Here is a 24344-nt window from a genome sequence, read left to right as displayed (position 1 = left end):
CCCGACCCGCACCCCCCGACCCGCACCCCCCCGGATCGCACCCGACCCCACCCCCCGACCGCGGCCATCAGACCCGAGGAGACCGACATGCTGGACATCGCCGAAGAGCTGAGCCGGTGGGTCGGGCAGGGACGTGACTTCGCCGTCGCCACCGTCGTGGCGGTCACCGGCAGCGCACCCCGCCTGCCGGGAGCCGCGCTTGCCGTCGACAGCGCGGGCACGGCCATCGGCTCGGTCTCCGGCGGCTGCGTGGAGGGGGCCGTGTACGAGCTGTGCCAACAGGCCCTCCGGGACGGCACCACCGTCCTGGAGCGGTTCGGCTACAGCGACGAGGACGCCTTCGCCGTGGGGCTGACCTGCGGCGGGGTCATCGACATCCTGGTGACGCCGGTACGGTCCGACGCCGCGGGACGCGCCCCGCGGGCGGTGTTCGCGGCGGCGCTGTCCATCGCCGCCCGCGGGGACGCGGCGGCGCTCGCGCGGATCACCGAAGGACCGGACGCGCTCCGGGGCCGCGCCCTGCTCGTGCGCCCCGACGGGTCGTACGAGGGCGGCTTCGGCGGCCACCCGCAGCTGGACCGTACGGTGGCGGCCGAGGCCCGCGCCCTGCTGGACGCGGGCCGTACGGGCACGGTCGTGCTCGGGGAGCGTGGATCGCGGTGCGGACAGCCGCTGACCCTCCTGGTCGAGTCGAGCGTCCCGCCGCCGCGCATGATCGTCTTCGGTGCCATCGACTTCGCCGCCGCGCTGGTGCGTACCGGCGCGTTCCTCGGCTACCACGTGACGGTCTGCGACGCGCGCCCCGTCTTCGCCACCCGGGACCGCTTCCCCGACGCCGACGAGATCGTGGTCGACTGGCCGCACCGCTATCTGGCGTCGACGCCGGTCGACGGCCGTACGGTGCTCTGCGTACTCACCCACGACGCCAAGTTCGATGTGCCCCTGCTGGAGCTGGCCCTCAGGCTTCCCGTCGCCTTCGTCGGCGCGATGGGCTCACGCCGTACCCACGAGGACCGCGACCGGCGGCTGCGCGAGATCGGTGTCACCGAGCGCGAACTCGCCCGGCTGCACTCGCCGATAGGGCTCGACCTCGGGGCCCGTACGCCCGAGGAGACCGCGCTGTCGATCGCGGCGGAGATCGTCGCGGTCCGGCGGGGCGGCAGCGGAGTCCCGCTCACGGGCGCGCACACCCCGATCCACCACGACGGGCCGAGGACGCGGGCGATCGGGTCGGTCGCCTGAGGGTCCCGTCGGCGTACGGGGATGTCCGGACCTCCTCGTCAGCGGATGTCCGGACCTCCGGATATCCGGCCCTCCGGATGTCCCGGCCCTCCGGATGTCCCGGCCCTCCGGATGTCCCGGCCCTCCGGATGTCCCGGCCTCCGGATATTCGGTTGCCGCGCGGGCCCGGCCGCCTGTTTCATCGAGGCGGCGCTCACCGGGAGCTCCTGGCGATGGTTCAAAGGGTGGTGTTGTATGCCTGTGGCCGGTCGGAACCGTTCTCTTGACCGAGGCAGTTCTCTCTCCGTGATGTCCTCCCGGCACCGCTGCTGACACGCACGGCCGACAGGCATCGCCGACCGGAGCGAACTTCCCTGGTACGAGACGGCGTTCATCCCCGACCGTCCGCGCATCACACCAGGAGTCGTTCTCACGATGTCCCGCGACACTTCCAGACACACTTCAGGACGCACCCCCGAACACACCCCCGAACACACCCCCGAACACACCTCCAAACACACCGCCAAACACACGTCCGGACGTGCTTCCGGACGCGCGCGCTTCGAAGCGCGCGCCGAGTCCTTCCGCTGTCTCCACTGCGGTCTCGACGTACCGATGGCCGCGGCCGGCACCAGCCACCGCAACCACTGCCCGAACTGCCTGTGGAGCCGTCATGTCGACGACACCCCGGGCGACCGGGCCGCCGACTGCGGTGCCCGGATGGAGCCGCTCGCCATCTCCGTACGCGGGGACGGCGAATGGGTACTCGTCCACCGCTGCGTCCACTGCGACGTACTGCACGCCAACCGCACGGCGGGCGACGACAACGTACTGCCGCTCACCCGGCTCGCCGTACGGCCGTTGGCCCAGCCGCCGTTCCCCCTGGAGCGGCTCGGCTCGCTCTGAGCGCGAACGGGCGCCGTTCCGTGCCGTGTCCCTCACGGGATACGGCACGGAACGGCGCCGCCGCGACGGGACCGTTCAGCCCGAGGCCCGTCGCACCAGTTCCGTGCGCAGGACCACGTGCTGCCAGGCCGCCGAGGAGTCGTTGATCGTCTCCAGCAGCACCCGGGCCATCGTGCGCCCCATCTCCTCCACCGGCTGGCGCACCGAGGTCAGTTGGGGGTCCGTGTGGCGGGCGAGGGGGGAGTCGTCGAAACCCACCACCGCCACGTCCTCGGGGACCCTGCGGCCCGCGGCCCGCAGGGCGTGCAGGGCGCCCACCGCCATCAGGTCCGAGGCGGCGAACACCGCGTCGAGATCCGGGTGGAGGCGCAGCAGCTCCGCCATCGCGCGGCGTCCGCTCTCCTCGGTGAAGTCGCCGTGCGCGATCCAGGAGGGGGCGGGGCCGGTGGCGTGTCCGCGTACCGCCTCCTCGTAGCCGCGCAGACGGCACCGCGCCACGTACATGTCCAGCGGGCCGGTGATGGTGGCGATCGCCCGGCGGCCCGACGAGGACAGATGGCGTACGGCGGCGCGGGCGCCGCCCACGTTGTCGGAGTCGACGTACGACACCGACTCGTCCCCGGACCTGCGACCGCTGAGGACCGTCGGCATCTCCATCCCGGCCAGCAGATCGGGCAACGGGTCGCTGCCGTGCACGGAGACGAGGAGGACACCGTCGATCCGGCGGGCGCGCGCGTACTGGAGGAAGCGGTCGCGCTCCTTCTCCGTGCGGACGAGGGTGAGCAGGAGTTGCAGATCCGTGTCGGCGAGACCGTCGCCGACGCCGTGGACGATCTCGGAGAAGTACGGCTCGGCGAAGAAGCGTTTCTCGGTCTCGGGTATCACCAGCGCCACGGCGTCGGTACGGCTGCCCGCCAGGGCGCGGGCGGCCCGGTTGGGTATGTAGCCGAGCTGGGCGATGGCCTGCTCGACCAGATGGCGCGTGGTGTCCTTCACCCGGGGCGAGTTGTTGATGACACGGGACACCGTGCCCCGGCCGACGCCCGCGAGCGCGGCGACCTCCTCCAGGGTGGGCTGGCCCGTACGGCCCTTCGTCACCATCGAGCGACCTCCAGTCTGGGCCCGGGGGCTGCCGGCGGGACCGGGGAAGCGCCGTGGGTGGGGCACGCGGTGCGGGCGGGGAACGGGCCTGCTCCCATCCAACCACCGGGGACGGGGCGGTGGTGCCGCGGTGACGGTACGCCGCCACCGGCCGCTGTGCCGAGAAGTCACCGCGGGGGCCGCCGCGGCCGGGCGTATCGAGCCCCGGTCGCGGTGCCGCGCGGCATCAGCGTTTCGCCCCGGGGGAGCCGGAGGAGCCGGGGAAGCCGGGGAAGCCGGGGGACCTGGGAGCGTCGGAGGACCCGGGTGTGAGGGCGGCGACGATCAGGGCGAACGAGACGGCCCCCGGGTCGGGCGAGCCGAGGCCCCGGACCCCATGGGTACGGGCCCGGCCCAGGCGTGCGGCGATGGCGGCGGTCGCCTCGGCGGCCTCGCCCGCGGCCCGCGCGGCCTGTGCCCACGCGGCGGCGAACCCGGCCGTCGGCAGGGCCGCCTCCAGCCGGTCGGCGAACGGCACGGCGGCGTCCACCAGCGTCTTGTCGCCGGGTCTCGCTCCGCCGATCCGCAGCACCACGTCCACCGCGGCCCGTACGGCACGGGTCAGCCGGGCACCGTCGTCGGCGTCGCGTCCTGCCGTACCGCCGCCGGCTCCCGTGGCGCCGGATCCGGCCGTCACGCCGTCGTGGTCGCCGAGCACCGCGCCGAAGGCCGTCAGTGCCGCGCCCCACAGCGCGCCGGAGGTGCCGCCGGCGCGCTCCGACCAGGCCGCGCCGGCGTGCGCCAGCACCGTACCGGCGCCCGCGCCGAGGGCGACCGCCTCCCGTGCGGCAGCCGCCGCGGCCTCGGCGCCGCGCCGCATCCCGATGCCGTGGTCGCCGTCGCCCGCCACGGCGTCGAGGTCCCCGAGCCGCGCCTCATGGGCCGCCACGGTGTCGCGCACCGTCAGCAGGGCCTCGGCCAGCCGCGCCCCCAGGGCCCGGGAGCCGGGGCCGCCCGGTACGACCGGCGGCACCCGGTGGGTGGTGGTCAGATCGTCGGTACGCGCCGCCCGGGGTGCGAGGGCGCCCCGGCGGAAGGCGGGGGCGGCGGCCGGCGCCGTCCACAGCGCTTCCAGTTCGGCGTCCAGGAAGGTCAGGGTGAGGGAGAGCCCGGCCATCCCGAGGCTGGTGATCTGCTCGCCGACCACCGGCGCGACGACGGTCAGGCCCTCGGCGGCCAGCCGCTCGGCCACCCGGCGGTGGACGACGTACAGCTCCTCGTACGTGGCCTCCCCCAGACCGTTGAGGAGCAGCGCCACCCGGTCGGATCCGCCCACGCCGCCGGACGCCGCCGCCCGCTCCGCCAGGATCCTGTCCACCAGGAGATCGGCGGCCCGGTCGGCGGTGGGCAGGGGGAGTTCCGCGATCCCGGGTTCGCCGTGGATGCCGAGGCCGACGCTCATCCGCCCGGCGGGGATGGTGAACAGGGGGCGGTCCGCGCCCGGCAGGGTGCAGCCGCCGGAGGCGAGGCCGAGCGAGCGGGTGGCCGCGTTGGCCCTGCGGCCCGCCCGTACGGCCGCGTCGATGCCGAGTCCGGCCTCGGCCGCGGCACCGAGGATCTTCAGTACGGGGAAGTCGCCCGCGATGCCCCGGCGCGGCGCGGTGTTCTCGGCCGGTCCCGACGCGATGTCGTCGGTCACCGCGAGGGTCCTGACATCCATTCCTTCCGCGCGGAGCTGTTCGGCCGCGCGCCCGAAGTGCAGGGTGTCCCCCGCGTAGTTGCCGAAACCGAGGATCACACCGCCCCCGTTGTCCGCGGCCCGTGCCACCGAGCAGATCTGCGAGGCGGAGGGGGAGGCGAAGACCTGGCCGCAGGCCGCGCCGTGTGCGAAGCCGGGCCCGACCCAGCCGGCGAACGCGGGGTAGTGGCCGGTGCCGCCGCCGATGACGACGGCGACCTCGCCCGGCGGGGTGGCCGAGGCGCGGACGACGCCGCCGTGCACCGTACGGATCTCATCCGCGTGGGCGGCGGCGAACCCGGCGAGGGCCTCGTCGGCGAAGGCGCGCGGGTCGTTCGTCAGCACGGTCACGGCCGGATCCCCTCGGGCTCGTGGCCGGCGGTCCCGCCCTCGATGTTCGGGAACTGGCGGACGGCGGCTCCGATGGGCCAGTCCTGTGCGGTGTGGGAGTGGGACATCGTCGTCTCCGGGTCTGTCAGAGGTGGCCGGGACCGGGGATGTGGATCATAGACCCTATAGGATCTATTCAATTGGAGGCGCTCCGACCTCACCCGGCCGGCCCGGTGCCGCCAGGACGGCCAGCGCGTGTGCCGGGCGTCGCGACGGGGCGGACATCGCCGGGAGGGGCACTTAGGATGGCGGGCGAGATGAACGGGAACGAGAGCAGTGCCCTGGCCGCCCCGGCCGCCGGCCGAAAGCCGGCAGTGCCTCGCCGGGCCCTCCGTGACGGTGTGTACGACGCGATCCTGGAGAGGCTGCTCGACGGCTCGACCCCGCAAGGGAGTTCGCTCGGTATCGACTCCCTCGCCCGGGAGCTGGAGGTGTCGCCGACCCCGGTGCGCGAGGCGCTCGTCCAGCTCGAACACACCGGTCTGATCTCGCGGGTGGCGCTCAAGGGCTACCGCGTCGCCCCGCCGCTGTCACCGGAGCAGCTCGCGGAGCTGTTCGACCTGCGCACGATCCTGGAGACCGCGGCCGTGGAGCGCGCGGTCCCCAGGACCGGTGACCTGCTGCCCGAACTGCGTGCCGCGCACGCCCGGCACGTGCTCCACGCCCAGCGCGTACGGACGTCGCGAGGCGCCCGGGGGCGGGCGGCCGGCTTCTCCGATCTGCGCGAGTGCTTCGCGGCGGACTGGGAGTTCCACCTCACGATCATCCGGGCCTCCGGCAACCGCTTCCTCCTCAAGACCGCCGAGTCCCTGAGCGCCCAGGTGCTGCGGCTGCGCCAGACGGCCGACCCCGGCACGACGGACATCGAGTCGGCCGTGGACGAACACGCGGCGATCCTGGCGGCGTTCGAGTCCGGCGACTCCGAGCGTCCGGCCGTCGCCCTGCGCGAGCATCTGGCCGCGGTGGCGCGGCGCGCGTCCGCCGGCGGCTGACCCTTCTCACGCCCCTCCCAAGGCCCACCCGCGGCTCGCTCCCGGCCCCCTCGCGGCCCGGCCCACGCGCCGCCCCCTCACGGCTCGTTCACCACAGCGGTAGCCGTTTCCCCTTTCGCGTAGCCCATGGGATCTCCGATGTCCGGAGAGGGTGGCCCATACTCTCCGGCGTGTATGGCCGCCCGCCGGGAACGCGCGGCGAAGCTGAGCGTTCGACGCCGTTCGGCCCGCCGTGCCATTCGCGGAAGCAGGGCTCGTGACCTGCCAAGTTGACATTGTTGCCGTCCTTTCCCGGGCGTCGGCGGACCTTCACGAGACCGCCGGAATGCGTCTGCGCGAGGCGCTCTTCTTGACTGTCGCCTGAGAACGTTCCCATAATCACCGAGCCCCATGGGAGCGCTCCCATGGGCTCGCGCGGAAGTCCCCCGGTCCGGAGCGGACCCGCGTCACACGAGAAAAGGAATTGCCCGTGAGCAGAAACAGCAGAGCCACGCTGCGGCGTTCGACCGTCGCCGCGCTATCGATCGCCCTCGGGGCTTTAGCGGTCCCTTCCGCGGTCGCGGGGACCGCCAAGGCCGACCAGAAGCCCCTGGTGCCGGCACCCCGGTCCGCACCGGCCACTCAGGACGTCGGTCTGGGTTCATGGATGGAGCAGCTGAAAGGCACCATCGGCGACCGTCCGTTGAACCAGATCGTGATGCCGGGCAGCCATGACGCCGGAACGGCCGGTATCACCAAGGACAGCGGTATCTGCAGTTATGGCGACCAGGCCAAGACGGCCAGGCTGTATCCCGCTCTGGCGGCGAGCATGGCACGCTCGCAGACCGGCTCTCTCGCGGAGCAGCTGGAAGGCGGGTCCCGCTACCTTGACCTGCGGCTGTGCAAGCAGGGCGACAAGTGGTTCACCTTCCACGGCGGCCCGATGGGACGCCAGTTCTTCGACTCCTTCGCCGGGGCTCAGGGCGGCATCATCAAGGGCGAGGTCAATGAACTCGCCGACTGGATCAAGCGGCACCCGAAGGAAATCGTCATTGTCAGGCTGCAGACAGCGGTGCCGCCGGAGACCGCGAAGGAGGACAATCGCGCGGCGATAGCGGCCCTGGGCGGTGCCATCGGTGGTGGCCCCCTCGACAACCCGGCGATCGCGGACGGAACGCTGAGCCCGACCTCCACGTACAACCAGTTCATGGCCGCGGGCAAGAGCGTGGTCTTCATCGATGACACGGACAGCACCAACTACGCATGGGCATGGGGGCCGTCCGCCCAGTCCTTCCGTGGCAGCTACGTCGATGTCGGCCTCGGCGACATCGCGCCGGAGCGTTTGTGGAGGAACGGCGGTCCGGTCTCCGGAAGTACCGTCACGCAGAAGAACATCGAGGCCGTTCTCGCCCGCGGCGACAAGGTTTTCGAGCAAGCGCCGGGAGGAAATTCCGGCAAGTTCTTCGTATACGAAGGAATCCTCAATCCCACCGCCAATATCCCGGACGCCGCGTGGGATGAGGTCTGGTCCACGATCAAGAACCTCGGTCAGACGGACCGGAATTTTCTGTTGAAGATCGGGCACGAGCTGAACCGGCAGATGCTGGACAAGTTCCGGAAAGACTGGAACCACACCAACGTCACCGACAACATGAACATCATCATGACCGATGACGTCAATATGGATGAGCCCGCCGTGCGAAGTGGCGAGCTCCAGCGGGAAATCATCTCCAAGAATCTCGGCCAGAAGGTGACTCCGCACACGTTTTACAACGCCACTCGCAAGGCGGACGGTACGTGGAGCGCCCCGAGCCCGTTGAGTGGCGCCGGCAACTCGTTCCGGTTCGTCGGTTCCCGGCAGGCCGTGAGCGGGATGCCGAACGGCGGAGTTCAGGTGCTCGGCATCGGACTCGACGGCAACATCTGGCACAACCTGCGCACCAAAGAAGGCACCTGGCAGGGCTGGAACGCCCTTCCGGCTGCCGACGGCACGAAGACCGGCTTCGCCGCCAACGACATCGCCATCGCCGGTCTCCCCAACGGCGATGCCCAGATCGTGGCCGTTGGCAAGGATGGGCTCACCTACCACAACGTCCGTCGGAATGACGGGGGTTGGCAGGGATGGAAGCACGTGACGGGCACCGACGACGGTTATGTCAAGGCGTCCAAGGTCGCCGTGACCGGCATGCCCGACGGCTCCGCCCACGTGGTGACGTACGGAGCCGACGGCACCATGCGCAGGGTCCTCCGCGCGGCCAACGGCTCCTGGGGTTCGTGGACATCGGTACCGGGCGTCAACGCGTCGGAGTTCGTCGGGCGAGCCCTGACGATCGCGGCCCTGCCCAACGGCGACACCCAGATCGCGGCGATCGGCAATGACGGCAACATCTGGCACACCATCCGGTACGCCAAGGGCGGCTGGAGTGGCTGGAACGGCCCGGCGGGCGTCTCCACCCCCATGATGGGAGCCTCGGAGATCTCCCTCACGAGCACGCCCGACGGCGACAGTCAGATGCTCGCCGTCGGACTCGACGGAAACGTGTACCACACCGTCCGCGACCGTAACGGCGACTGGACACCGTTCCGGCCCATGGGCGGCATCAAGGGCGCCGGAGTACTCGCGGGAGATCAGGTGGGCATCGCGGGAATGCCCGACGGCTCCAGCCAGGTCATCCTGACCACGCGCTGATCAGAACGCGTCGCATGCCGGGGCCCTTCAGCCAGGTCCTGTCCGGCCCGCCAAGGCCGACTGGACAGGATCTGGCCGCACATCCAGCGGTGAAGGGCCCCGGCCAGGCGCGGGAACCACGTCCCCACTCAGGGGAGCCGACGGAAAGGGCCCGCGGGGCTGTGCCTGTTGGACGCCGCCCGGCCCGGCGGTCGGCGGGCGTCATGCCTGACAGGCCGCGGAGATCTGGCCGACCAGAACGGCGAACGGCATGTCGAGCGCGGTGCAGAGGGCATCGGATGCGCACTCATCCGGCGGCGTCCGAGGTCGTCGCGGCAGAAGTCTTCACCGCATGTGAGAGCAGTCGGAATCAGGGTCGCGCGTGATGGCGATCACGTCGTCGAGCCGGTCGCGCACAGCGAGCAGGTCGGTGATCCGCTGCTCGATGCGGACACGCTCGGCCGTCAGCTGGCCCAGGAGTGCCGGGGGTGCTTCACCCGTGTCCACGCACGGCAGCACCTGGCGGACCACTCTGCTGGGGAGGCCCGCTGCATACAGCTGTTGGATCAGCCGGACCCGGCCGACGGCCGTGTCGGGGTAATGCCGCTGGCCGCCGGGGCTGCGCCACGCCTGGAGCAGATCCTGTTCCTCGTAGTAGCGCAGCGCGCGGACGCTCACTCCCGCCTTGTCGGCGACCTCACCGATGCGCACCGGTCCTCCTCTGTTCGGGCGGTCGGCCCGACTTGCACCTGACGCCGATGTGAGGTTTTAGCGTAGTAGGTGTCGGCGGCCCGCCGAGCAGTCACCCCACTGATCTCACGAACGGCCGGTTCAGGCCGCGTGGAAAGGCAGAACGTCATGCGCGCAGTCCGCTATCACGAGTACGGCGGTGTGGAGACCCTGGTGGTCGAGGAGGTGCCGGACCCGCATCCCGGGCCCGGCGAGATCCGTGTCCGCGTCGCGGCGGCCGGTGTCAACCCCGTCGACTGGAAGGTGCGTTCCGGTGCGGTGCAGGCGGTGCTTCCCGTGGATCTGCCCGCGATTCCTGGGCGTGATGCCGTGGGCGTGGTCGACGAGACCGGTGAGGGGGTGCAGGGGGTGAGGATCGGCGACCGTGTCTTCGGGCTGGGCGGCGTCACCGGCGCGACGGCGGAGCTGGCCGTGCTCTCGGCCTGGGCCCACGCCCCCGCCACGTGGACCGACGAGGAGGCCGCCGGCGCCGGTCTGGCATCGGTGACCGCGATGGGCGGGCTGAAGGCGCTCGGTCCCCTGCGGGGGCGCACCCTTCTCATCGAGGGCGCCGCGGGAGGCGTGGGCAGTGCCGCGGTCGAGATCGCGGTGGCTCAGGGTGCGACCGTGATCGGGACGGCCGGCGAGCGCAACCACGAGTTCCTCACCTCGCTCGGAGCCGTTCCCACCACCTACGGCACCGGCCTCGCGGAGCGCCTCGCCGCCCTGGCTCCTGACGGTGTCGACATCGCGCTCGACACCGCCGCCTCCGGGTCCCTGGCCGACCTCGTCGCGATCGTGGGCGACCCCGCTCGCGTGTCGACGGTCGCCGACCACGCCAACGCGCATCGCCTGGGCGTGCATCTGGCCAACGCGGAGAACGACTCCACGCTCCTCGCCGAAGCGGGCGAACTCGGCCGGCAGGGCCGCTACACACCGCGCGTCGAGCGGACCTACCCGCTCGAACAGATCGCGGAAGCGCACGCGTACGCCGAGCGCGGACACACGCGGGGAAAGATCGTGGTCCGCATGTGAGCGTGTCCCACCGTTCGGGGCTTCCCGTGGCTCGGCCACGGGAAGCCCGCGCGTCCGGATCACCGCTCCCGGAGGGATCCCGACCACTCGAAGATCATTTCGTGAGGAGTTCTCAGAGCGGCAGGGCGCAGACGGCCACCGGCGACCCGAACGGCGCGCCCGCCGACCGCAGTTCGCCGCTTTCCGGGTCGACATGGAAGACGGTCACCGAGTTCGAGCGCTGGTTCGCGGCGAACAGCAGGTTCCCGGCGGGGGAGAGGGCCAGCTGCCGGGGGAAGTCACCGCCGACCGGCACGGTGTCGAGCAGCCGCAGCCTCGCGCCGGACTCCTCGACGGCGTACCGCGTCAGACTGTTGTGACCGCGGTTGGCGAGATACGCGAAGGCCCCGTCGCCGGTGACCACCAGCTGGGCCGGGAAGTTGCCGCCCGCCTGCCCCGCACCGGTGGACTGCGGCTCCCCGGGGGTGAGTTCACCGGTCGCGGGGTCGTACGCGCAGACGACGACGGTGTTGTCCAGCTCGTTGGCCAGATAGGCGAACACGCCCGACGGGTGGAAGGTGAGATGGCGAGGGCCCGCGCCGGGCCGCAGCCGCGCGTACGAGACCTGGGCCAGCGTCCCGGCCGAGGTGTCGAGGCGGTACGTATAGACGGTGTCGTTGCCCAGGTCGACGGCGACCACATGGCCGCCGTCCGGCGTGGTGAGGATCTGGTGGGCGTGCGGGCCCCGCTGCCCGGGGCCCGGCGGCGGCGCGGAGTGCGTGACCAGGTCCGTACGCTCGCCCAGCGCGCCCGAGGCCCCGATGGGGTGTACGGCGACGCTGCCGGAGGTGTAGTTGGCACTCAGCAGCCAGCCCCCGCCGGGGTGCACCGACAGATGGGTGGGTCCGGCGCCGCCCGTGGCGCGCGTGCCCAGCACGGTCGGGCTCCCGCCTCCGGCCCCGGGCAGGGCGATCGCCGTGACGCCGCCGTCCTGCTGCTCATTGACGGTGTAGAGCGTGGTGCCGTCCGGGTGGACGGCGAGATACGAGGGGTTGCCGACGCCGGTGACCGTACCGGCGCCCGAGATCGCGCCCGTCACCGTGTCGTACGTCGCCAGGCCGACACCGGTACCGCCGCCGGCGGAGGTGTACGTCCCGAGGAACAGCGGCCGGGAGGCGGCGCGCGGGCGGGTGGACGCGGGGGCTGAGGAGGGGGCCTGGGCCTGGGCGGCGGAAGAAGCGGACGCCGCCGCGACGACCGAGGCGGCGGCGAGCGCTCCCGCGCCCAGGAAGCGGCGGCGGTTCAGGCCGGTCCTGTCCGGTCCGCCTGTGGACCCGGTGGATCGTTCGGACGGTTCGGTGTTCCCGTGCATGACGTCACCTCGGGGGGTCGGAAAGGAAACTGACGACCCATCAGTTCCTTTTTGGTCCGGTGGGGGAAGTCTCACTATCATCCGGCGATGATCATAAGTAAATGGCCGGCAGCCGCCGTGTGCGGTCTGGTGGCCACCCTGGCCGTAGGGCTCTTCCCTCCCGCCGCTGCCGCCGCCGACGAACCTACCGGGAAACCGGCCCCGAAGGTCGATCTCGTCCTCGATGTCAGCGGCTCGATGCGGACCCGCGACATCGACGGCCAGTCCCGGATGACGGCGGCGAAACAGGCGTTCAACGAGGTGCTCGACGCGGTTCCGCGGGAAGTGGAACTGGGCATCCGCACCCTCGGCGCCGACTACCCCGGCAAGGACACCAAGGTCGGCTGCAAGGACACCAAGCAGCTCTACCCGGTGGGGCCGCTGGACCGTACCGAGGCGAAGACCGCGGTCGCCACACTCGCCCCCACCGGCTGGACGCCCATCGGCCCCGCACTCCTCGGCGCGGCCGACGACCTGGAGGGCGACGACGACGCCACCCGGCGCATCGTCCTCATCACCGACGGCGAGGACACCTGTGCCCCGCTCGACCCGTGCGAGGTCGCGCGCGAGATCGCGGCCAAGGGCATCCATCTCACCATCGACACCCTGGGCCTCGTCCCCGACGACAAGACCCGGCGGCAGCTGACCTGTATCGCCGAGGCCACCGGCGGCACCTTCACCTCCGTCCAGCACACCGATGAACTCTCCCGCCGTGTCACGCAGTTGGTGGACCGCGCCGCCGACCCGGTCGTCACTCCGGTGGCCACCGAGGGCGCCGCGCGCTGCGCCGACGCCCCGCGGATCAAGCCCGGTCTCTACAGCGACCGCGAGAAGTTCTCCGAGCACCGCTGGTACCGCGTGGACGTGCTGCCCGGCCAGGAGCTGCGCGCCTCCGTCAGCGTCGGCGCCGACCGCGCCGTCAACCGGGACTACGGCGTGCTGCTGCGCGCCGTGACCGTACACGGCAGGGAGATCGTCCGCGGCTCGGAAGCGGGCGACGGACGCACCGACGTGATCTCGTCGGGGCTGCGCTACCCGAAGCCACCGGTCGAGGACGAGGACGAGGTGAAGCCGGCCGCCGAGACGGTCTGTCTCCAGGTCAGCAACGCCTTCTCCGCGCCCGCCTCCGTCAAGACCACCCCCGGCCTGCCCGTCGAGCTGACCGTCGACCTCGTCGACTCGCCCGACGAGCCGTCCGACCTCGCCGCGTTCGGTCTCGGCCGCGGCTGGTGGCTGCTCGGCACCCTGGCCCTCACCGGACTGGTCGCAGGACTGCTCTGGGGCTGGCTCTCGCGCCTGCGGCTCGTATGGAGGAGCAACTGATGCGTATCACCGGTATGTTCACGGGTTCCCTGCTGGCCGGTGTGCTGCTTCTCGGCACGGCGGGCGGCGCCGTCGCCGACGGGACGCCGACGCCCGCCGGCAGCTCGTCCGACGGTTCCGAAGGCTCCGGCGGCTCGGACGGCTCCGGCACCGCCGAGGCCCCGACGGAGGCCGGGACCTCGTTCCGTACGGCCACCGCGTTCCGGCCGGGCCAGCGGGCCACGGCCGACGGTTCCTCGGGCGACTACCTGTACTGGGTGTTCCCCGCGGACGCCGGGCAGCGCCCGACCGTCACGGCGAAGGTCACGCTCCCCGAGTCGGCCGCGGCCAGGAAGGGCGCGACCACCTGGCAGGTGGACGTCTACGACGGACTGCGCCGCCACCAGCCGTGCGTGTACGGCGCCCGGACCAAGGCGCTCGCGGCCGACGCGCGCACGGTCGAGCTGCGCTGCACGCTGCGTACCGTACGGGCCTGGGCGGAGCCGTGGTCCAACGATCCGCTGCCGGGCAGCTACTACGTACGGCTGACCGTCCTGAACGCGCAGGAGGTGGACCTCGGGCTGCCGGTACGGGCGGAGATCGAGGCCGCCACGCCCGGCAAGGGCGGGGCCTCGGCGGTCGGCGGCCGGCTGGCCGTCCCGCTGACCCCGGGCCGTACCACCGTCTCGGCGGCCGACGACGGCGACGGGACCGGGACCGGAGCCGACAGCGGGCTGGGCGACGGCGCGCGGCTCGCCGCCTCCGGCGTCGAGCCCGAGGACGGCTGGTCCTCCGGCTGGTGGACGGACCGCTGGATCTGGACCGTGGCCGGTGGTGTGCTCGGCGCGCTCGCGGGCATCGGCGGCTACACCCTCGCGCGCCCGTCCCGCCGCCCGGTGGGGCCGGGCGGCGCCTGAGACCCGGGCCGCAGGCGCCGCGCTCGTCCCGTACGGCGCCTTGGGAGGCGGCGCGCCGTGCGGCGGTGAGCGCGTGCGGTGATGAGCGGGCCCGGCGGTGAGCGGGCCCGGCGGTGAGCGGGCCCGGCGGTGAGCGGGCCCGGCGGTGAGCGGGCCCGGCGGTGAGCGGGCCCGGCGGGGCGGTCCGGGGAGACCCGGGGCGCCCCGCCGGGCACGTACCGGCGGCACCACGGGCCGCGCCGTCAGGCCGCTGTCGTCGTCGCGCCCTCGTACAGCTTGTCCAGGAAGCGGTCCAGATTCGTCCGGGCCCTGGCCAGCCGCTCCTCCACCGTGAGGGATTCCTCCAGCCGCCGGCCGAGGGACTTCTTCCTGCCCCGGACGTACAGAGGGCACGCCAGGTCCGCGCACATGTACATACCGACGGAATCGCCCTGCCGGCCCGCGGCGCCGGCCTTGGGCGCGGTCATCAGGTCCGTCCCGGAGGCGGCGTGCGGGGTGACACAGATCGAGCAGATGCTCGACTTGAGGAAGTTCTTCTGTCCGGACGACGCGCCACGCAGGGTAATGCCCACCCACGCGCCCGCGCGCTCCGTCACCAGATAGCCGCGGTCCGGAGCCCCGGGATCGCGCCAGCCCAGGAAGTCGAGATCGGCCCAGGGCAGATCGGACAGCTCCCGGGGGAGGTTCATTCTGCGGGCCTCGCCCTTGGAACAGTTGACGAACGATCCGCGGATCTCGTCCTCGGTGAGCGGCTTCATGGTCCGGAAGCTAACAAACCGGGCACCCGCGTGTCGCCGGATTTTTCACCCGTACGGGTGTGGACGCGGCGGATTGCGGACAAGTTCTGTCCGCAACGCCCGACGGTCCCGCGAGAGACAACGTTTGCCCTGCGCAAGGGCGCCGCCGGTGAGTCCGGCGGCGCCCTCATATGTCGCTGTCGTCTTTCTTACCTCTGCTGTGAACCATCCCGTTCGTGGAGGAAGTCAAGCAGCAGACAGAACAAAACGTCTACCGCCCGATGTTCTTGCTCCGGTTCCAGCTGGGACCAGTGCGTGATCTCGGCACCAGGGAACGCCTCCTCAATGGCGAGCGCCCGCCAGCCGAGGCTGGTCTCCTCGCCCTTGCGCGCGACCAGCCACTCCGTGAACCCCCGCAGCAGGGCGCCTGAGCGGCCCAGGTCGTAGCCGTCGAGGAACGTGATGGTCGGGTAGTAGGAACCGTTCAGGCCGTACATACCCGGCCGGGCACGGACCCGCTCGATGAACTCTTTGTCACTCACAGACATCCTCGGAATCAGAAATTGATGATGCCGCCGTGGCGGTGATCGAGGGAGCGCCGAGGGCAGAGGGAGCCGAGCGGGCTTCACCGTTTTCCGAATTCCCCAAGTTCACCGATCAGATGTTGGCGCGCTGCGTCCAACTGTTCGGAGTAGGAAGGGGAGAAGATCGATGACAATTGCGTTTCGAGTGTGCCGTTGATGGTGAGTAGAGGAGACCAGACCGCTCGATCGTCAACGAGCATCGAGAAGTCCTCTCGATGCATTACCCTGCTCAACCAGTCGGACAGGACGAGAGCTTGCTCCTCCGTCAATTCGATTCTCATAGGTTTCCTCTCGGTGTTTCAGATTTCTCTGAAGCATGTTCAAACACTACAGCACGCCATCCCGCAGAAGGTAGAGGAGTTGATCTCCTTCGGACCGCCAGCCGCCGAGATACTCCCCAACCCTCGGTCCGTCCGAGGCGAAGGAGGCGTGAAGTCCCGTACTATCCACATAGTGTGTGGCGGGCTGCTTCCTATATGTGCCTTCAATCCTCCGTGTCCCCGGGTTTTTCACGAGCTGATCAACAGCGCGAAGGAACGCCTTGCCGGTATCCTTGTTGTAGGTGCCCGTGATGCCGAAATCTTCAGCGTGCCTGATCCCTTGATTGTTTGGCGACATGTAGTGGTGCGGGAGTTTATCCACGGATATCCAATGTGAACCGCACCCCGGACCGGATCTCAAGCGTGAGACGGACTGGCACCCTCGCTGCAGATCGCGCAGTGCCTTGTACGTGGCTCCCAAGAGCTTGAGTTTCGAGCTGATGGTGGCTTCCTTGGCCAGCTCGGGGCACGACCAGAAGTCCCGCATTTCCACGCAGTTTTCGAGCTGGCCGAACCCCGATACATCCTTCATCGTTCCCCACAGCTGGTTCATCGCGTCGTTGAACGCGGGTCCCATGGAGAGGATGTCGCAGGCGATCTCGTTGTGCAGGCACCAGCGGACGGGGTTGTTTACCGCGTCACAGCCGAGCATTCCGCACTTGTACAGGTCGCGTGCTTTATTGCCGGGGTCGTTTTCCGCGGCTTCCTTGGCTGCGACCGCGGCCTTCCGCCGGGCCTCCTCTTCGGCCGCAACCTTCTTGACGGCGATGGTGAAGGCGTCCACGGCTGCGGTGAAGGCGGCTTCGGCGTCTTTTCCTGCTGCGATCGCCGAGGCGCGAGCGTGGTCGGCGGCGAACCAGGCGCTGGATGCGGATGCCTGAGCCAGCTCTGAGGAGACCGTGGCGTCGGCTGCTGACGTGGCCGCGTTGTGGGCGGCCTGGTTTGCGCTGGTCGCAGCTGTGCGAGCGGTTTTCGCTGACTCGGCGGCGCGGGCGGCGGAGGCTTCCGCGTCCTTGGCGTATCTGTCGGCCCGTTCGGCGTGTCCCTGTGCCTCGTCGGCCGACGCGTCGGCCTGCCTGGCGTACTCCTCGGCTTTCGCCGCTTCCTCAGCGGCGGTGGCCGCGACCTTGCCCGCGAGCGCGGCGTCTTTCTGCGCGGTGGCCGCGACACCGGCCGCCTCGGCGATCAGCTGCTGGACCTGCACGAGATGAGTGGCCGCGAGAAGGTCCTTGCGCTGAGCCTTGTACTGCCCGGACTCGATGAAGGTGTGCAGCAGTTGCGGGGGGCCTTCGAGAGCGATGCGTGCTGCGGCTTTGGTTTCCGGTCCGCCGCTGTCGATCAACTGAGCGGCGCGGACCCGCTCGTCCTGGCCTCGGGCGGTGTACTGGGTGGTGGTGAGGAACTGCCGGTAGGCGTCGGTGGTTCCAGTGGCCAGAGCGGACTGGCCTGCGTTCCGCACTTCAGGCCCGCCGGTGGAGACAGCCTGCGCGATGGCGACGCGGAAGTCCTGGGCGCCGGCTTCGTACTGGCCTTTTGTCAGGAAGGCGGTGATGGCGGTGGCGTTGCCCTTGAGGGCTTCTTCCGCTGCGGTACGGACTGCTTTGACGGCGCTTTCCTCGGCCAGGCGCTCGACGCGCTGCCGGTCGTCCTGTTCGGCGGCTGTTCTCCAGCCGGTGCGGAGGTATTCGATGACGACACTGTCCGATTCGGCGAGTGCCGATTCGGCGGCCGCACGGGCCCAGGGGTTGCCACTCTGCATCGCCAGCATAGCCAGTTTGCGGCCCTTGCCGGCGATGGTTGTGGTGTCCGCTCCGGGTTCGGCCGCTTCGGCGGCCAGGTGCTGGGCCTCGGCGTCGCGGTCCCTGGCTTGCTGAACCGCTCGGGCTTCGGCCGCTTGCCGTTCGTCGTCCTCCGTCTTAAGGTCCTTGGCCCGCTCGATGCCAGCATTGGTCCGGCCGAGAAGTTCCTCGGTCTCGACCTCGCGCGCGAGGGTATAGACGGACTGCGCCTTGGCGACCGCTGTGCTCGCGACGTTGGCGGCGTTCTGTGCAGCGGTGGCGTGGGCGGCCGACTTGTTCGCGGCGGTAGCGGCATCGCCTGCGTGATCGGCGGCCTCGTCGGCAGCCGTGGCAGAGGCATTCGCGTGAGTCGCGGCTGATCTCGCGGAGTCGCGTGCCTGGGCTGCTGCGGCGGCGGCCTTACGGGCGAGGGCTTCAGCGGCGGTGGCTGCGCGGTTTGCCTCGGCGGCGTGGCGGCGAGTGGCCGCTGCCGCGGCGCGAGCCTCGGCAGCCCTCGCATCGCTCTGGTCTGCGTGGCTGCTGGCTTCGACCGCGGCGTCGGCGGCGGCGATGGCGTTGCCGCCCGCGCCGGCCGCTGCCTTGGCCGCGTTGCCGGCCTCGGTCGCGGCAATCGATGCCTGGTCGGCGGCATCCGCCGCTACGCCCGCGCCCTTGGCGGCATTGCGGGCATTCTCGGCGGCCTTGCGTGCGGCAGAGGCATTGGAGGCGTCGGTGGCCGCGGCAGCCGCGGCACTGCGTGCGCGGGAAGCGGCCTGGGCAGCTCCGGCCGCTGCCGCTGCGGCTTGGGAGGCGGCGTTGGCCGCGATACGGGCGGAGTTGTTGGCCGCGCGCGAGGCATCGATCGCCTGCTGAGCCGCAGCCGCGGCCTGGGAGGCGGCTTTCGCCGCACGCCCGGCCGCGCTCGCGGCCTCGGCGGAGTCCTTCTTGGCAGCCGCGGCCTCGTCGGCGGCCTTCTTGGCCGCTTCCCTCGCCAGCTTCGATGCCGCGATGGCACGCTCCGACGTTTCCTTGGCGGCTTTGGTCTCGGCGGAGGCCTGGCGACCCGCCTCGCGGGCCTGCTCGGCGAGTTGGGCGACGGTGGCGTGCTCCTGGTCGCGGGCACGTGCCACGTACTGTCCGACCTCAAGGAACTCCCGGATGTCGTCTGCCGTGCCATTGATCGCGATCCGCCCGGCCGCCCGGACGGCGGGCCCGCCGATACTCAGGATCTGGGCGAGCTGAACCCTGTCATCCTGCTCACGCTGGTCGTAACGGCCCGAGTTGAGGAACGTGCTCACGTCCTCCGCTGTGCCCCTGAGCGCAGCACGACCAGCTTCCTGGACTATAGGCCCGCCCCCGTCGATGACCTGCGCCACCAAAACCCGTTGGTCCTGCTCCAACGGATCCTGCCAACCAGTCGCCAGAAACGCATCCAGGTCGTCCGGGGTTCCGGCGAGAGCGCTACGGGCAGCCGCCATCAGCTCCTGGCCTCCTATACCAGCGAGCTGGGCGGTAGCCACACGGTTGTCCTGGACGGCTTTGTCGCCGGCAACATCGAGGAAGCGCTGCACATCGTCATCGCTGCCTGTCAAGGCGGCTTCGGCGGCTGCTTTGACCTCCGGTCCGCCCGTCTTCCACAGCTCGACGACCATGCCCCGGTCGGTGGGCACTCCTGCCAGGTCGGACTGACTGTTATCCACCGGGGGGTCTGCGGCCATGGCGGGTGCGGACCCCAGCAGACCGACCACGAGGGCCAGAGGCAGCAGGACCAGGCTCAGCGCGCGCGCCGCTCGCAAGGCCTTATCTCTGATAGCGGGCCCGTTGATTCTTCGTTTCACGCTCACTCATCTCGCCTATCGGCAAACGAATTTGTTGCCAGACCTTAAAGCTTGGTGGCGTGATTATAAGTCGATGTCTTCACGGGAACCATACATTTTCTAATTCGAGATAGGTGCCGGAGGGTGCATGTTGGCGGCCTCTGTCCCATAGATGTGATTTACCCTGCTCGTACCAATGGGTCCGGCTATCTAAATTTCCATGAATGCCACTTTATGGCTAGATGGGCGGCGCCTGCGAGGAGTGCGGGTAACTGTGATATGTCGGATGCACCCTCGATGCATTGTGGTATTGGTCATGTTGACGGCCCGTCAGTGGCGGGTTATGTTCCTTCAGCATCTTTACGTTTTAATTACATTTGGGTGGGGGCCTTTGGATGCGCAGGCGCCATGCCTGAAAGGACTATTCAATGGCTTCTCGGACCCGTAATTTTATTGTTCTCGGAGTGAGTGCCCTAATAGCGGTCATCGGCATACCGCTTGCTTCTGCCTCGGGTTCATCCGCGCAGCGCGCCGACGCGGGGGAGCCCCCCTTTGCGATCGAGGACTACTCCTACCCCGGCGCGGCGACGATCGAGGCCACCAGGGGCATCCGACTGAAGAAGGGTGACGGCCGCATTCTGCTCGCCGACTGCGACCTGGCTGCGCGTCAGATCAGGGTCCTGACCGTCAAGGACGAAAATGTGGGCAGGGACGAGACCTACTGCTTCCGGGCCACCGCCAAGTCCGGCTACCTCACGCTCGAACTGCCCCGGGTCTTCTACCTGGAGACGGCGGACCACCCCATCAGCGCCAAACTCACCGCGGACGGCAAGACTCAGACCGTCAACGTCGGCAAGGACGACTTCCAGAGTGTCGGCGAAGGCACCGTCGGCGGCGCCCAGTCCGTCCTCGTGGAACTCCGCGTCACCGGATAGCCGACAGGCCTCGGTGCCCCACGCACGGCCTTGGCCGGCACCGGGGCGGACACAGGCAGGTCGCTTGTCGCAGGACTCGACACAGACGGGTCCCCCTCTATCGCATGAAGGAAACGCACCATGACACGACGACACCCGCGCGCTGCGTGGGCCGCCGCGCTCCTCACGGCAGTTGTCACGGCCGGAGCGCTCACCGGCCCTCCTGCGCAGGCTCTCGCAGGTGACGCAGCCACGGGAGGGGCTTACGCCTTCACGGCCAAGATCGATATCGGTGGCGTACGCGCCTGCTCGGGCACGCTCATCAACAACCAGTGGCTGATCACCGCGGCGAGTTGCTTCACCGACGATCCCGCCCAGGCGGCAGCCCTTCCCACAGGGCCCCCCGCCCGCAAGTCCACCGCGACCATCGGACGCACCGACCTCACCGGCACGACCGGAGAGGTGCGGGACATCGTGGAGCTGATAACCCGTCAGGATCGAGACCTGGTACTGGCCAAGCTCGCCACCCCGGTGTACGGCATCGCGCCCCTGCGCCCCACAGCCACCGCTTCCACCGAAGGCGAGGCACTCAAGGGCGCCGGTTACGGTCGAACCAAGGACACCTGGATCCCTGACAGTCTCCACACCGCGGCCTTCGTCACCGGACAGATCCAGGACACCGCCGTGAGCATCGACGGCACACCCGTCTGCAAGGGCGACACCGGCGCACCCGTCTTCAGGGAAAAGGACGGACGGCTCGAACTCGTCGCCGTCGCCAGCACCTCATGGCAGGGCGGTTGTGTCGGCTCTGAGGAGACACGTACCGGAGCGGTCGCCAGCCGCGTCGATGACATCCGCACCTGGATCAGAGAGTCCACAGCTTCCACGCTCAACGTCTGGAAACTCCAGATGGTGACCAAGACCAGCAGTGGTCTCTACCACGCGATGCGGGACAGCAACGGCGACTGGACCGGCTTCGGCGACGTCCAGAAAGTCGCCGGCACCATCGAAGACGTGAAGTTCGCCGCCGACGCCGCCATCTCCGGCAAGAACTATGTCTTCGCCCTCGGCGGCAACGGACACCTCTACCAGGCCAACCGCCGCGCCACGGGCGGCTGGGAGGCATTCCGCGACCTCACCGACGAAATCGGCGCCAAACCCGGACTGACCCGGGTCGCCGTCACCTCCACCGGCAAGGGCCTGGCACTGATCGGCCTGGCCGACGGCCGGATCTACCACACCGTCCAGGACTCCAGCGAGAAGTGGTCCAAGTGGGGCGACGTCACCGCCAAACTCGGCACGCTCGGCAACGCCACCCAAGTCACCACCGCACAGACATCAGGCGGCGAGACCCACGTCGGCGTTGTCGCCGACAAGAAGGCGTACCACGCCATCCGGCAGGCCGACGGCACCTGGAGCGAGTCCTGGGGCCGCGTCAGCAACCTGCCCACCGGGCTCGACTCCATCAACGGAATGGCCTTCGCCGGCACCGGAAGCGACCTGCAGATCGGCCTCTCCAGTCCCACCGGCGACATCAAACACGCCATCCGGGCCGGCACCGGCAGCTGGAGCACCTTCGGCAACCTCAGCACAAAACTCGGCCCTCACCAGCCGTCGATCAGCATCGACGCAGCCGCGGTGAACGGCGAGTTCCAAACTGTCATCGTCACCACCGACGGAAAGATCAGACACGCCCTGCGCCACACCGACGGCACATGGGACGCCGCAGACGAACCCACCGGCTACCCCGGAACACCCATCATGGCTGCCATCACCGGCAGCACCAGCTAACCCCACACGGCACACGTACGCCCGCGAGAGCTCCAAGCTCTCGCGGGCCACTGCCCAACTGCCAGTGCGCGGGGCGACTCGCGTGCGCTGTGGGGCCCTGCGAGTGGGCGGCTTGCTCACCGGTTCCGGCAGTTGGGGGAGAGCCGGGAAGGCGGTGCCGCGCCGGCCACCCAGCCTTCGATCCACTGCCCCGCGTATACCGGGCGGAGGCGGCCGAGGAGGGGAAGCGGCTGCTCACAACCCTGGCCTCGGCCACCTCGTACGACCTCCGGGTCCGTGCTTTGGCGCCACACGGATCCCCCGGGGAACCTCAGAGGCCCACATCCCGGGCGCGCAGGTCCTCGAAGCTCTCCCGGCGCACCAGCAGCCGCGATCTTCCCCCGGAGACCGCCACCACCGGCGGGCGGCCCGTCATGTTGTAGCCCGACGCCATCGACACCTGGTAGGCCCCGGCGGCGGGTACCGCCAGTACGTCCCCCGGTCTGATGTCCTCCGGCAGCTCCACCGACTCCGCGAGCACATCGCCCGCCTCGCAGTGCCGGCCGACGACCGTCGCCGTGCGCATCGGGGCGTCGGACGCGCGGCCCACCCGGCGGACCGTGTAGCGCGCCCCGTACAGCGCGGGCCGCGGGTTGTCGCTCATCCCGCCGTCGACGGCGACGAAGACCCGCCCGGCGGTGCGCTTCACCGACAGCACCCGGTAGAGGGCGATCCCGGCCGGGGCGATGACCGAGCGGCCCGGTTCCACGGTCAGCCGCGGGACGGGCAGGCCGTGCTCGGCGCAGGCGCTCGCCAGTGTGCCGGTGATCAGCCCGGCGTACTCCGCGGGCGTCGGCGCCGGATCGCCCGGCAGATACGCGACCGCGAAACCGCCGCCCAGGTCCAGTTCGGGCAGGGTCACCCCGTGCCGGTCGCGGAGGGCGGACATGAACGCCACCAGCCGCCGCACCGCCTCGGCGTACGGGCCGGGCTCGGTGATCTGCGAGCCCAGATGGCAGTGCAGGCCCACGAGTTCGAGCCGGGGCTGACCCAGGACGCGGGCGATCGTGTCCTCCGCGCTCCCGTCCGCGAGGGACAGCCCGAACTTCTGGCCGTCCGCTCCCGTACGGATCTTGGGGTGCGCGCCCGCCTCGATCCCGGGCAGTACGCGGACCATCACCTGCTGGGCGTCCGGCCCCTGCACCTGTGCCGCCAGCCTGGCCGTCTCGCAGGCCGAGTCGATGACGACGCGGCCGACACCGAGGCGCAGCGCGGTCCTCAGGTCCTGCGGGGATTTGGCGTTGCCGTGCAGCACGATCCGCTCGGGCGGGAAGCCGCGCGTGGCCGCCAGCTCCAGTTCGCCCGCCGAACAGACATCGAGGCCGAGGCCCTCCTGCTCCATCCAGCCGACGACGGCGCGGCACAGGAACGCCTTGGCGGCGTAGACGACATCGGCGTCGGGCAGCGCCTGCCGCCAGGCCCGCGCACGGGCCCGTACCTCCTCCTCGTCCAGGACATAGGTGGGGGTTCCGTAGCGCTCGGCCAGTTCCGCGAGGGAGACTCCGGCCACCGCGATATCACCGCCGGGGGCCAGGGCCGCGGACGCGGGCCAGACCGTCGGCGTGTTCAACTCGCTGACCAGCAGCAGAGGTTGGGCGGTCATGCGGCCATCGCCTCCGGCAGCTCCAGGGCGCGCCTGGCACAGGGCCCGGCCGGCGCGGGACGGCCGCCGATGGCGGGAGCGGTCAGCTGCGGGTCCACGGTGACGAGGGCCGCGCCGAGCGGTTCCGCGAGCGCGCGCAGAGCGGGCTCCGCGAGCCTGATCCACGCCTGCCCCTCACCGAGGACGGCCGTCAGCCGCAGGCTGCTGGTGAAACCGATCGCGGTCCGCGCGCCGAGCGGCGTGCGCGCGAACCGCAGCTGGTGGCCGCCGGCCGAGCCGAGCCGTACGGGTACGTACAGCGGCCGGGCCGTCCGGGGTTCGTCGGGGTCGGCGTCGGGGTCCGCGGCCGGGGCGGGGTCCGAGCCGCCGTCCGCGTCCTCGGAAATGAGGCGCTCCATGGTTTCCTCCCAGGGG

At 70.5% G+C, this 24344-nt stretch carries 19 protein-coding genes; 9 read left to right on the top strand and 10 right to left on the bottom strand.

What is annotated here, in order from left to right:
- The first annotated feature begins 87 nt into the window (after positions 1–87).
- Together CU044_RS10465 and CU044_RS10460 are read left to right on the top strand one after the other, a co-directional pair.
- The gene (locus CU044_RS10465; RefSeq protein WP_129768211.1) at positions 88–1242 is read left to right on the top strand and encodes an XdhC/CoxI family protein; all 1155 of its coding nucleotides are present in this window, start codon (positions 88–90) and stop codon (positions 1240–1242) included.
- Positions 1243–1656: 414 nt separating this feature from the next.
- The gene (locus tag CU044_RS10460) at positions 1657–2127 is read left to right on the top strand and encodes an RNHCP domain-containing protein (protein WP_129768210.1); all 471 of its coding nucleotides are present in this window, start codon (positions 1657–1659) and stop codon (positions 2125–2127) included.
- 75 nt (positions 2128–2202) lie between these two features.
- Here CU044_RS10460 and CU044_RS10455 read toward each other — a convergent pair whose 3' ends face one another.
- Both CU044_RS10455 and CU044_RS10450 read right to left on the bottom strand, forming a co-directional pair.
- Entirely contained in the window at positions 2203–3228 is a 1026-nt protein-coding gene (locus tag CU044_RS10455; protein ID WP_193563920.1) for a LacI family DNA-binding transcriptional regulator, read from the bottom strand.
- A gap of 226 nt (positions 3229–3454) precedes the next feature.
- Positions 3455–5296 carry a dihydroxyacetone kinase family protein gene (locus CU044_RS10450; RefSeq protein ID WP_129768209.1) on the bottom strand — a complete coding sequence of 614 codons (1842 nt, stop codon included), beginning with the start codon at positions 5294–5296 and terminating at the stop codon, positions 3455–3457.
- 296 nt (positions 5297–5592) lie between these two features.
- On the opposite strand from CU044_RS10450, the gene CU044_RS10445 reads away from it, so the two are divergent.
- On the top strand, positions 5593–6327 hold the full coding sequence (locus CU044_RS10445) for a GntR family transcriptional regulator (RefSeq protein WP_129768208.1): 735 nt from the start codon (positions 5593–5595) through the stop codon (positions 6325–6327).
- A 469-nt stretch (positions 6328–6796) separates the two neighbouring features.
- A complete protein-coding gene (locus tag CU044_RS10440) occupies positions 6797–8995 on the top strand; it encodes a hypothetical protein (RefSeq protein WP_129768207.1) in 2199 nt (732 codons plus the stop codon).
- A gap of 324 nt (positions 8996–9319) precedes the next feature.
- On the opposite strand, the gene CU044_RS10435 is transcribed toward CU044_RS10440, so the two are convergent.
- Positions 9320–9685, bottom strand: coding sequence for a MerR family transcriptional regulator (locus tag CU044_RS10435; protein WP_129768206.1), 366 nt, complete (start codon positions 9683–9685; stop codon positions 9320–9322).
- A 147-nt stretch (positions 9686–9832) separates the two neighbouring features.
- Here CU044_RS10435 and CU044_RS10430 point away from each other — a divergent pair, with 147 nt between their 5' ends.
- Positions 9833–10738 (top strand): NADP-dependent oxidoreductase, encoded by a 906-nt coding sequence (locus tag CU044_RS10430; protein WP_129768205.1) that lies wholly within the window; start codon positions 9833–9835, stop codon positions 10736–10738.
- A gap of 112 nt (positions 10739–10850) precedes the next feature.
- Here the strand turns inward: CU044_RS10430 and CU044_RS10425 are convergent, their stop codons facing one another.
- Complete coding sequence (locus CU044_RS10425; RefSeq protein WP_129768204.1) at positions 10851–12089, bottom strand: lactonase family protein; 1239 nt, start codon at positions 12087–12089, stop codon at positions 10851–10853.
- A gap of 87 nt (positions 12090–12176) precedes the next feature.
- Here CU044_RS10425 and CU044_RS10420 point away from each other — a divergent pair, with 87 nt between their 5' ends.
- Both CU044_RS10420 and CU044_RS10415 read left to right on the top strand, forming a co-directional pair.
- Complete coding sequence (locus CU044_RS10420) at positions 12177–13451, top strand: VWA domain-containing protein (RefSeq protein ID WP_129768203.1); 1275 nt, start codon at positions 12177–12179, stop codon at positions 13449–13451.
- A complete protein-coding gene (locus CU044_RS10415; RefSeq protein ID WP_240045472.1) occupies positions 13451–14347 on the top strand; it encodes a hypothetical protein in 897 nt (298 codons plus the stop codon). Before CU044_RS10420 ends, CU044_RS10415 begins: the two co-directional genes overlap by 1 nt.
- Before the next feature lie 242 nt (positions 14348–14589).
- Here the strand turns inward: CU044_RS10415 and CU044_RS10410 are convergent, their stop codons facing one another.
- From CU044_RS10410 to CU044_RS10395, 4 genes are all read right to left on the bottom strand, one after another.
- On the bottom strand, positions 14590–15105 hold the full coding sequence (locus CU044_RS10410; RefSeq protein ID WP_129768202.1) for an FBP domain-containing protein: 516 nt from the start codon (positions 15103–15105) through the stop codon (positions 14590–14592).
- 188 nt (positions 15106–15293) lie between these two features.
- Positions 15294–15626, bottom strand: coding sequence for a hypothetical protein (locus CU044_RS10405; protein WP_129768201.1), 333 nt, complete (start codon positions 15624–15626; stop codon positions 15294–15296).
- Positions 15627–15709: 83 nt separating this feature from the next.
- Complete coding sequence (locus CU044_RS10400) at positions 15710–15949, bottom strand: hypothetical protein (protein WP_129768200.1); 240 nt, start codon at positions 15947–15949, stop codon at positions 15710–15712.
- A 46-nt stretch (positions 15950–15995) separates the two neighbouring features.
- Positions 15996–19604 carry a colicin D domain-containing protein gene (locus CU044_RS10395; RefSeq protein ID WP_165371838.1) on the bottom strand — a complete coding sequence of 1203 codons (3609 nt, stop codon included), beginning with the start codon at positions 19602–19604 and terminating at the stop codon, positions 15996–15998.
- Positions 19605–20011: 407 nt separating this feature from the next.
- Here CU044_RS10395 and CU044_RS39460 point away from each other — a divergent pair, with 407 nt between their 5' ends.
- Positions 20012–20518, top strand: coding sequence for a hypothetical protein (locus CU044_RS39460; RefSeq protein WP_240045471.1), 507 nt, complete (start codon positions 20012–20014; stop codon positions 20516–20518).
- Between the two features lie 120 nt (positions 20519–20638).
- The gene (locus tag CU044_RS10385) at positions 20639–22288 is read left to right on the top strand and encodes a trypsin-like serine protease (RefSeq protein ID WP_129768199.1); all 1650 of its coding nucleotides are present in this window, start codon (positions 20639–20641) and stop codon (positions 22286–22288) included.
- A 310-nt stretch (positions 22289–22598) separates the two neighbouring features.
- Here CU044_RS10385 and lysA read toward each other — a convergent pair whose 3' ends face one another.
- A complete protein-coding gene (gene lysA / locus CU044_RS10380) occupies positions 22599–23930 on the bottom strand; it encodes a diaminopimelate decarboxylase (protein ID WP_129768198.1) in 1332 nt (443 codons plus the stop codon).
- Entirely contained in the window at positions 23927–24328 is a 402-nt protein-coding gene (locus tag CU044_RS10375) for an SAV_915 family protein (RefSeq protein ID WP_240045470.1), read from the bottom strand. Before CU044_RS10375 ends, lysA begins: the two co-directional genes overlap by 4 nt.
- Positions 24329–24344: the final 16 nt, after the last annotated feature.

This window comes from Streptomyces sp. L-9-10 (assembly GCF_004151105.1).
GTDB lineage: Bacteria > Actinomycetota > Actinomycetes > Streptomycetales > Streptomycetaceae > Streptomyces.
Note: the sequence above shows the minus strand (reverse complement) of the source record. Positions and strands in the feature narration are given on the sequence as shown.

Coding starts and splice junctions, on each gene's coding strand:
- CU044_RS10400 (WP_129768200.1), bottom strand. CDS start 15,949: ATGAGAATCGAATTGACGGAGGAGCAAGCTCTCGTCCTGTCCGACTGG.
- CU044_RS39460 (WP_240045471.1), top strand. CDS start 20,012: ATGGCTTCTCGGACCCGTAATTTTATTGTTCTCGGAGTGAGTGCCCTA.
- CU044_RS10430 (WP_129768205.1), top strand. CDS start 9,833: ATGCGCGCAGTCCGCTATCACGAGTACGGCGGTGTGGAGACCCTGGTG.
- CU044_RS10445 (WP_129768208.1), top strand. CDS start 5,593: ATGAACGGGAACGAGAGCAGTGCCCTGGCCGCCCCGGCCGCCGGCCGA.
- CU044_RS10460 (WP_129768210.1), top strand. CDS start 1,657: ATGTCCCGCGACACTTCCAGACACACTTCAGGACGCACCCCCGAACAC.
- CU044_RS10385 (WP_129768199.1), top strand. CDS start 20,639: ATGACACGACGACACCCGCGCGCTGCGTGGGCCGCCGCGCTCCTCACG.
- CU044_RS10425 (WP_129768204.1), bottom strand. CDS start 12,089: ATGCACGGGAACACCGAACCGTCCGAACGATCCACCGGGTCCACAGGC.
- CU044_RS10465 (WP_129768211.1), top strand. CDS start 88: ATGCTGGACATCGCCGAAGAGCTGAGCCGGTGGGTCGGGCAGGGACGT.
- CU044_RS10410 (WP_129768202.1), bottom strand. CDS start 15,105: ATGAAGCCGCTCACCGAGGACGAGATCCGCGGATCGTTCGTCAACTGT.
- CU044_RS10415 (WP_240045472.1), top strand. CDS start 13,451: ATGCGTATCACCGGTATGTTCACGGGTTCCCTGCTGGCCGGTGTGCTG.
- CU044_RS10420 (WP_129768203.1), top strand. CDS start 12,177: ATGATCATAAGTAAATGGCCGGCAGCCGCCGTGTGCGGTCTGGTGGCC.
- CU044_RS10455 (WP_193563920.1), bottom strand. CDS start 3,228: ATGGTGACGAAGGGCCGTACGGGCCAGCCCACCCTGGAGGAGGTCGCC.
- lysA (WP_129768198.1), bottom strand. CDS start 23,930: ATGACCGCCCAACCTCTGCTGCTGGTCAGCGAGTTGAACACGCCGACG.
- CU044_RS10375 (WP_240045470.1), bottom strand. CDS start 24,328: ATGGAGCGCCTCATTTCCGAGGACGCGGACGGCGGCTCGGACCCCGCC.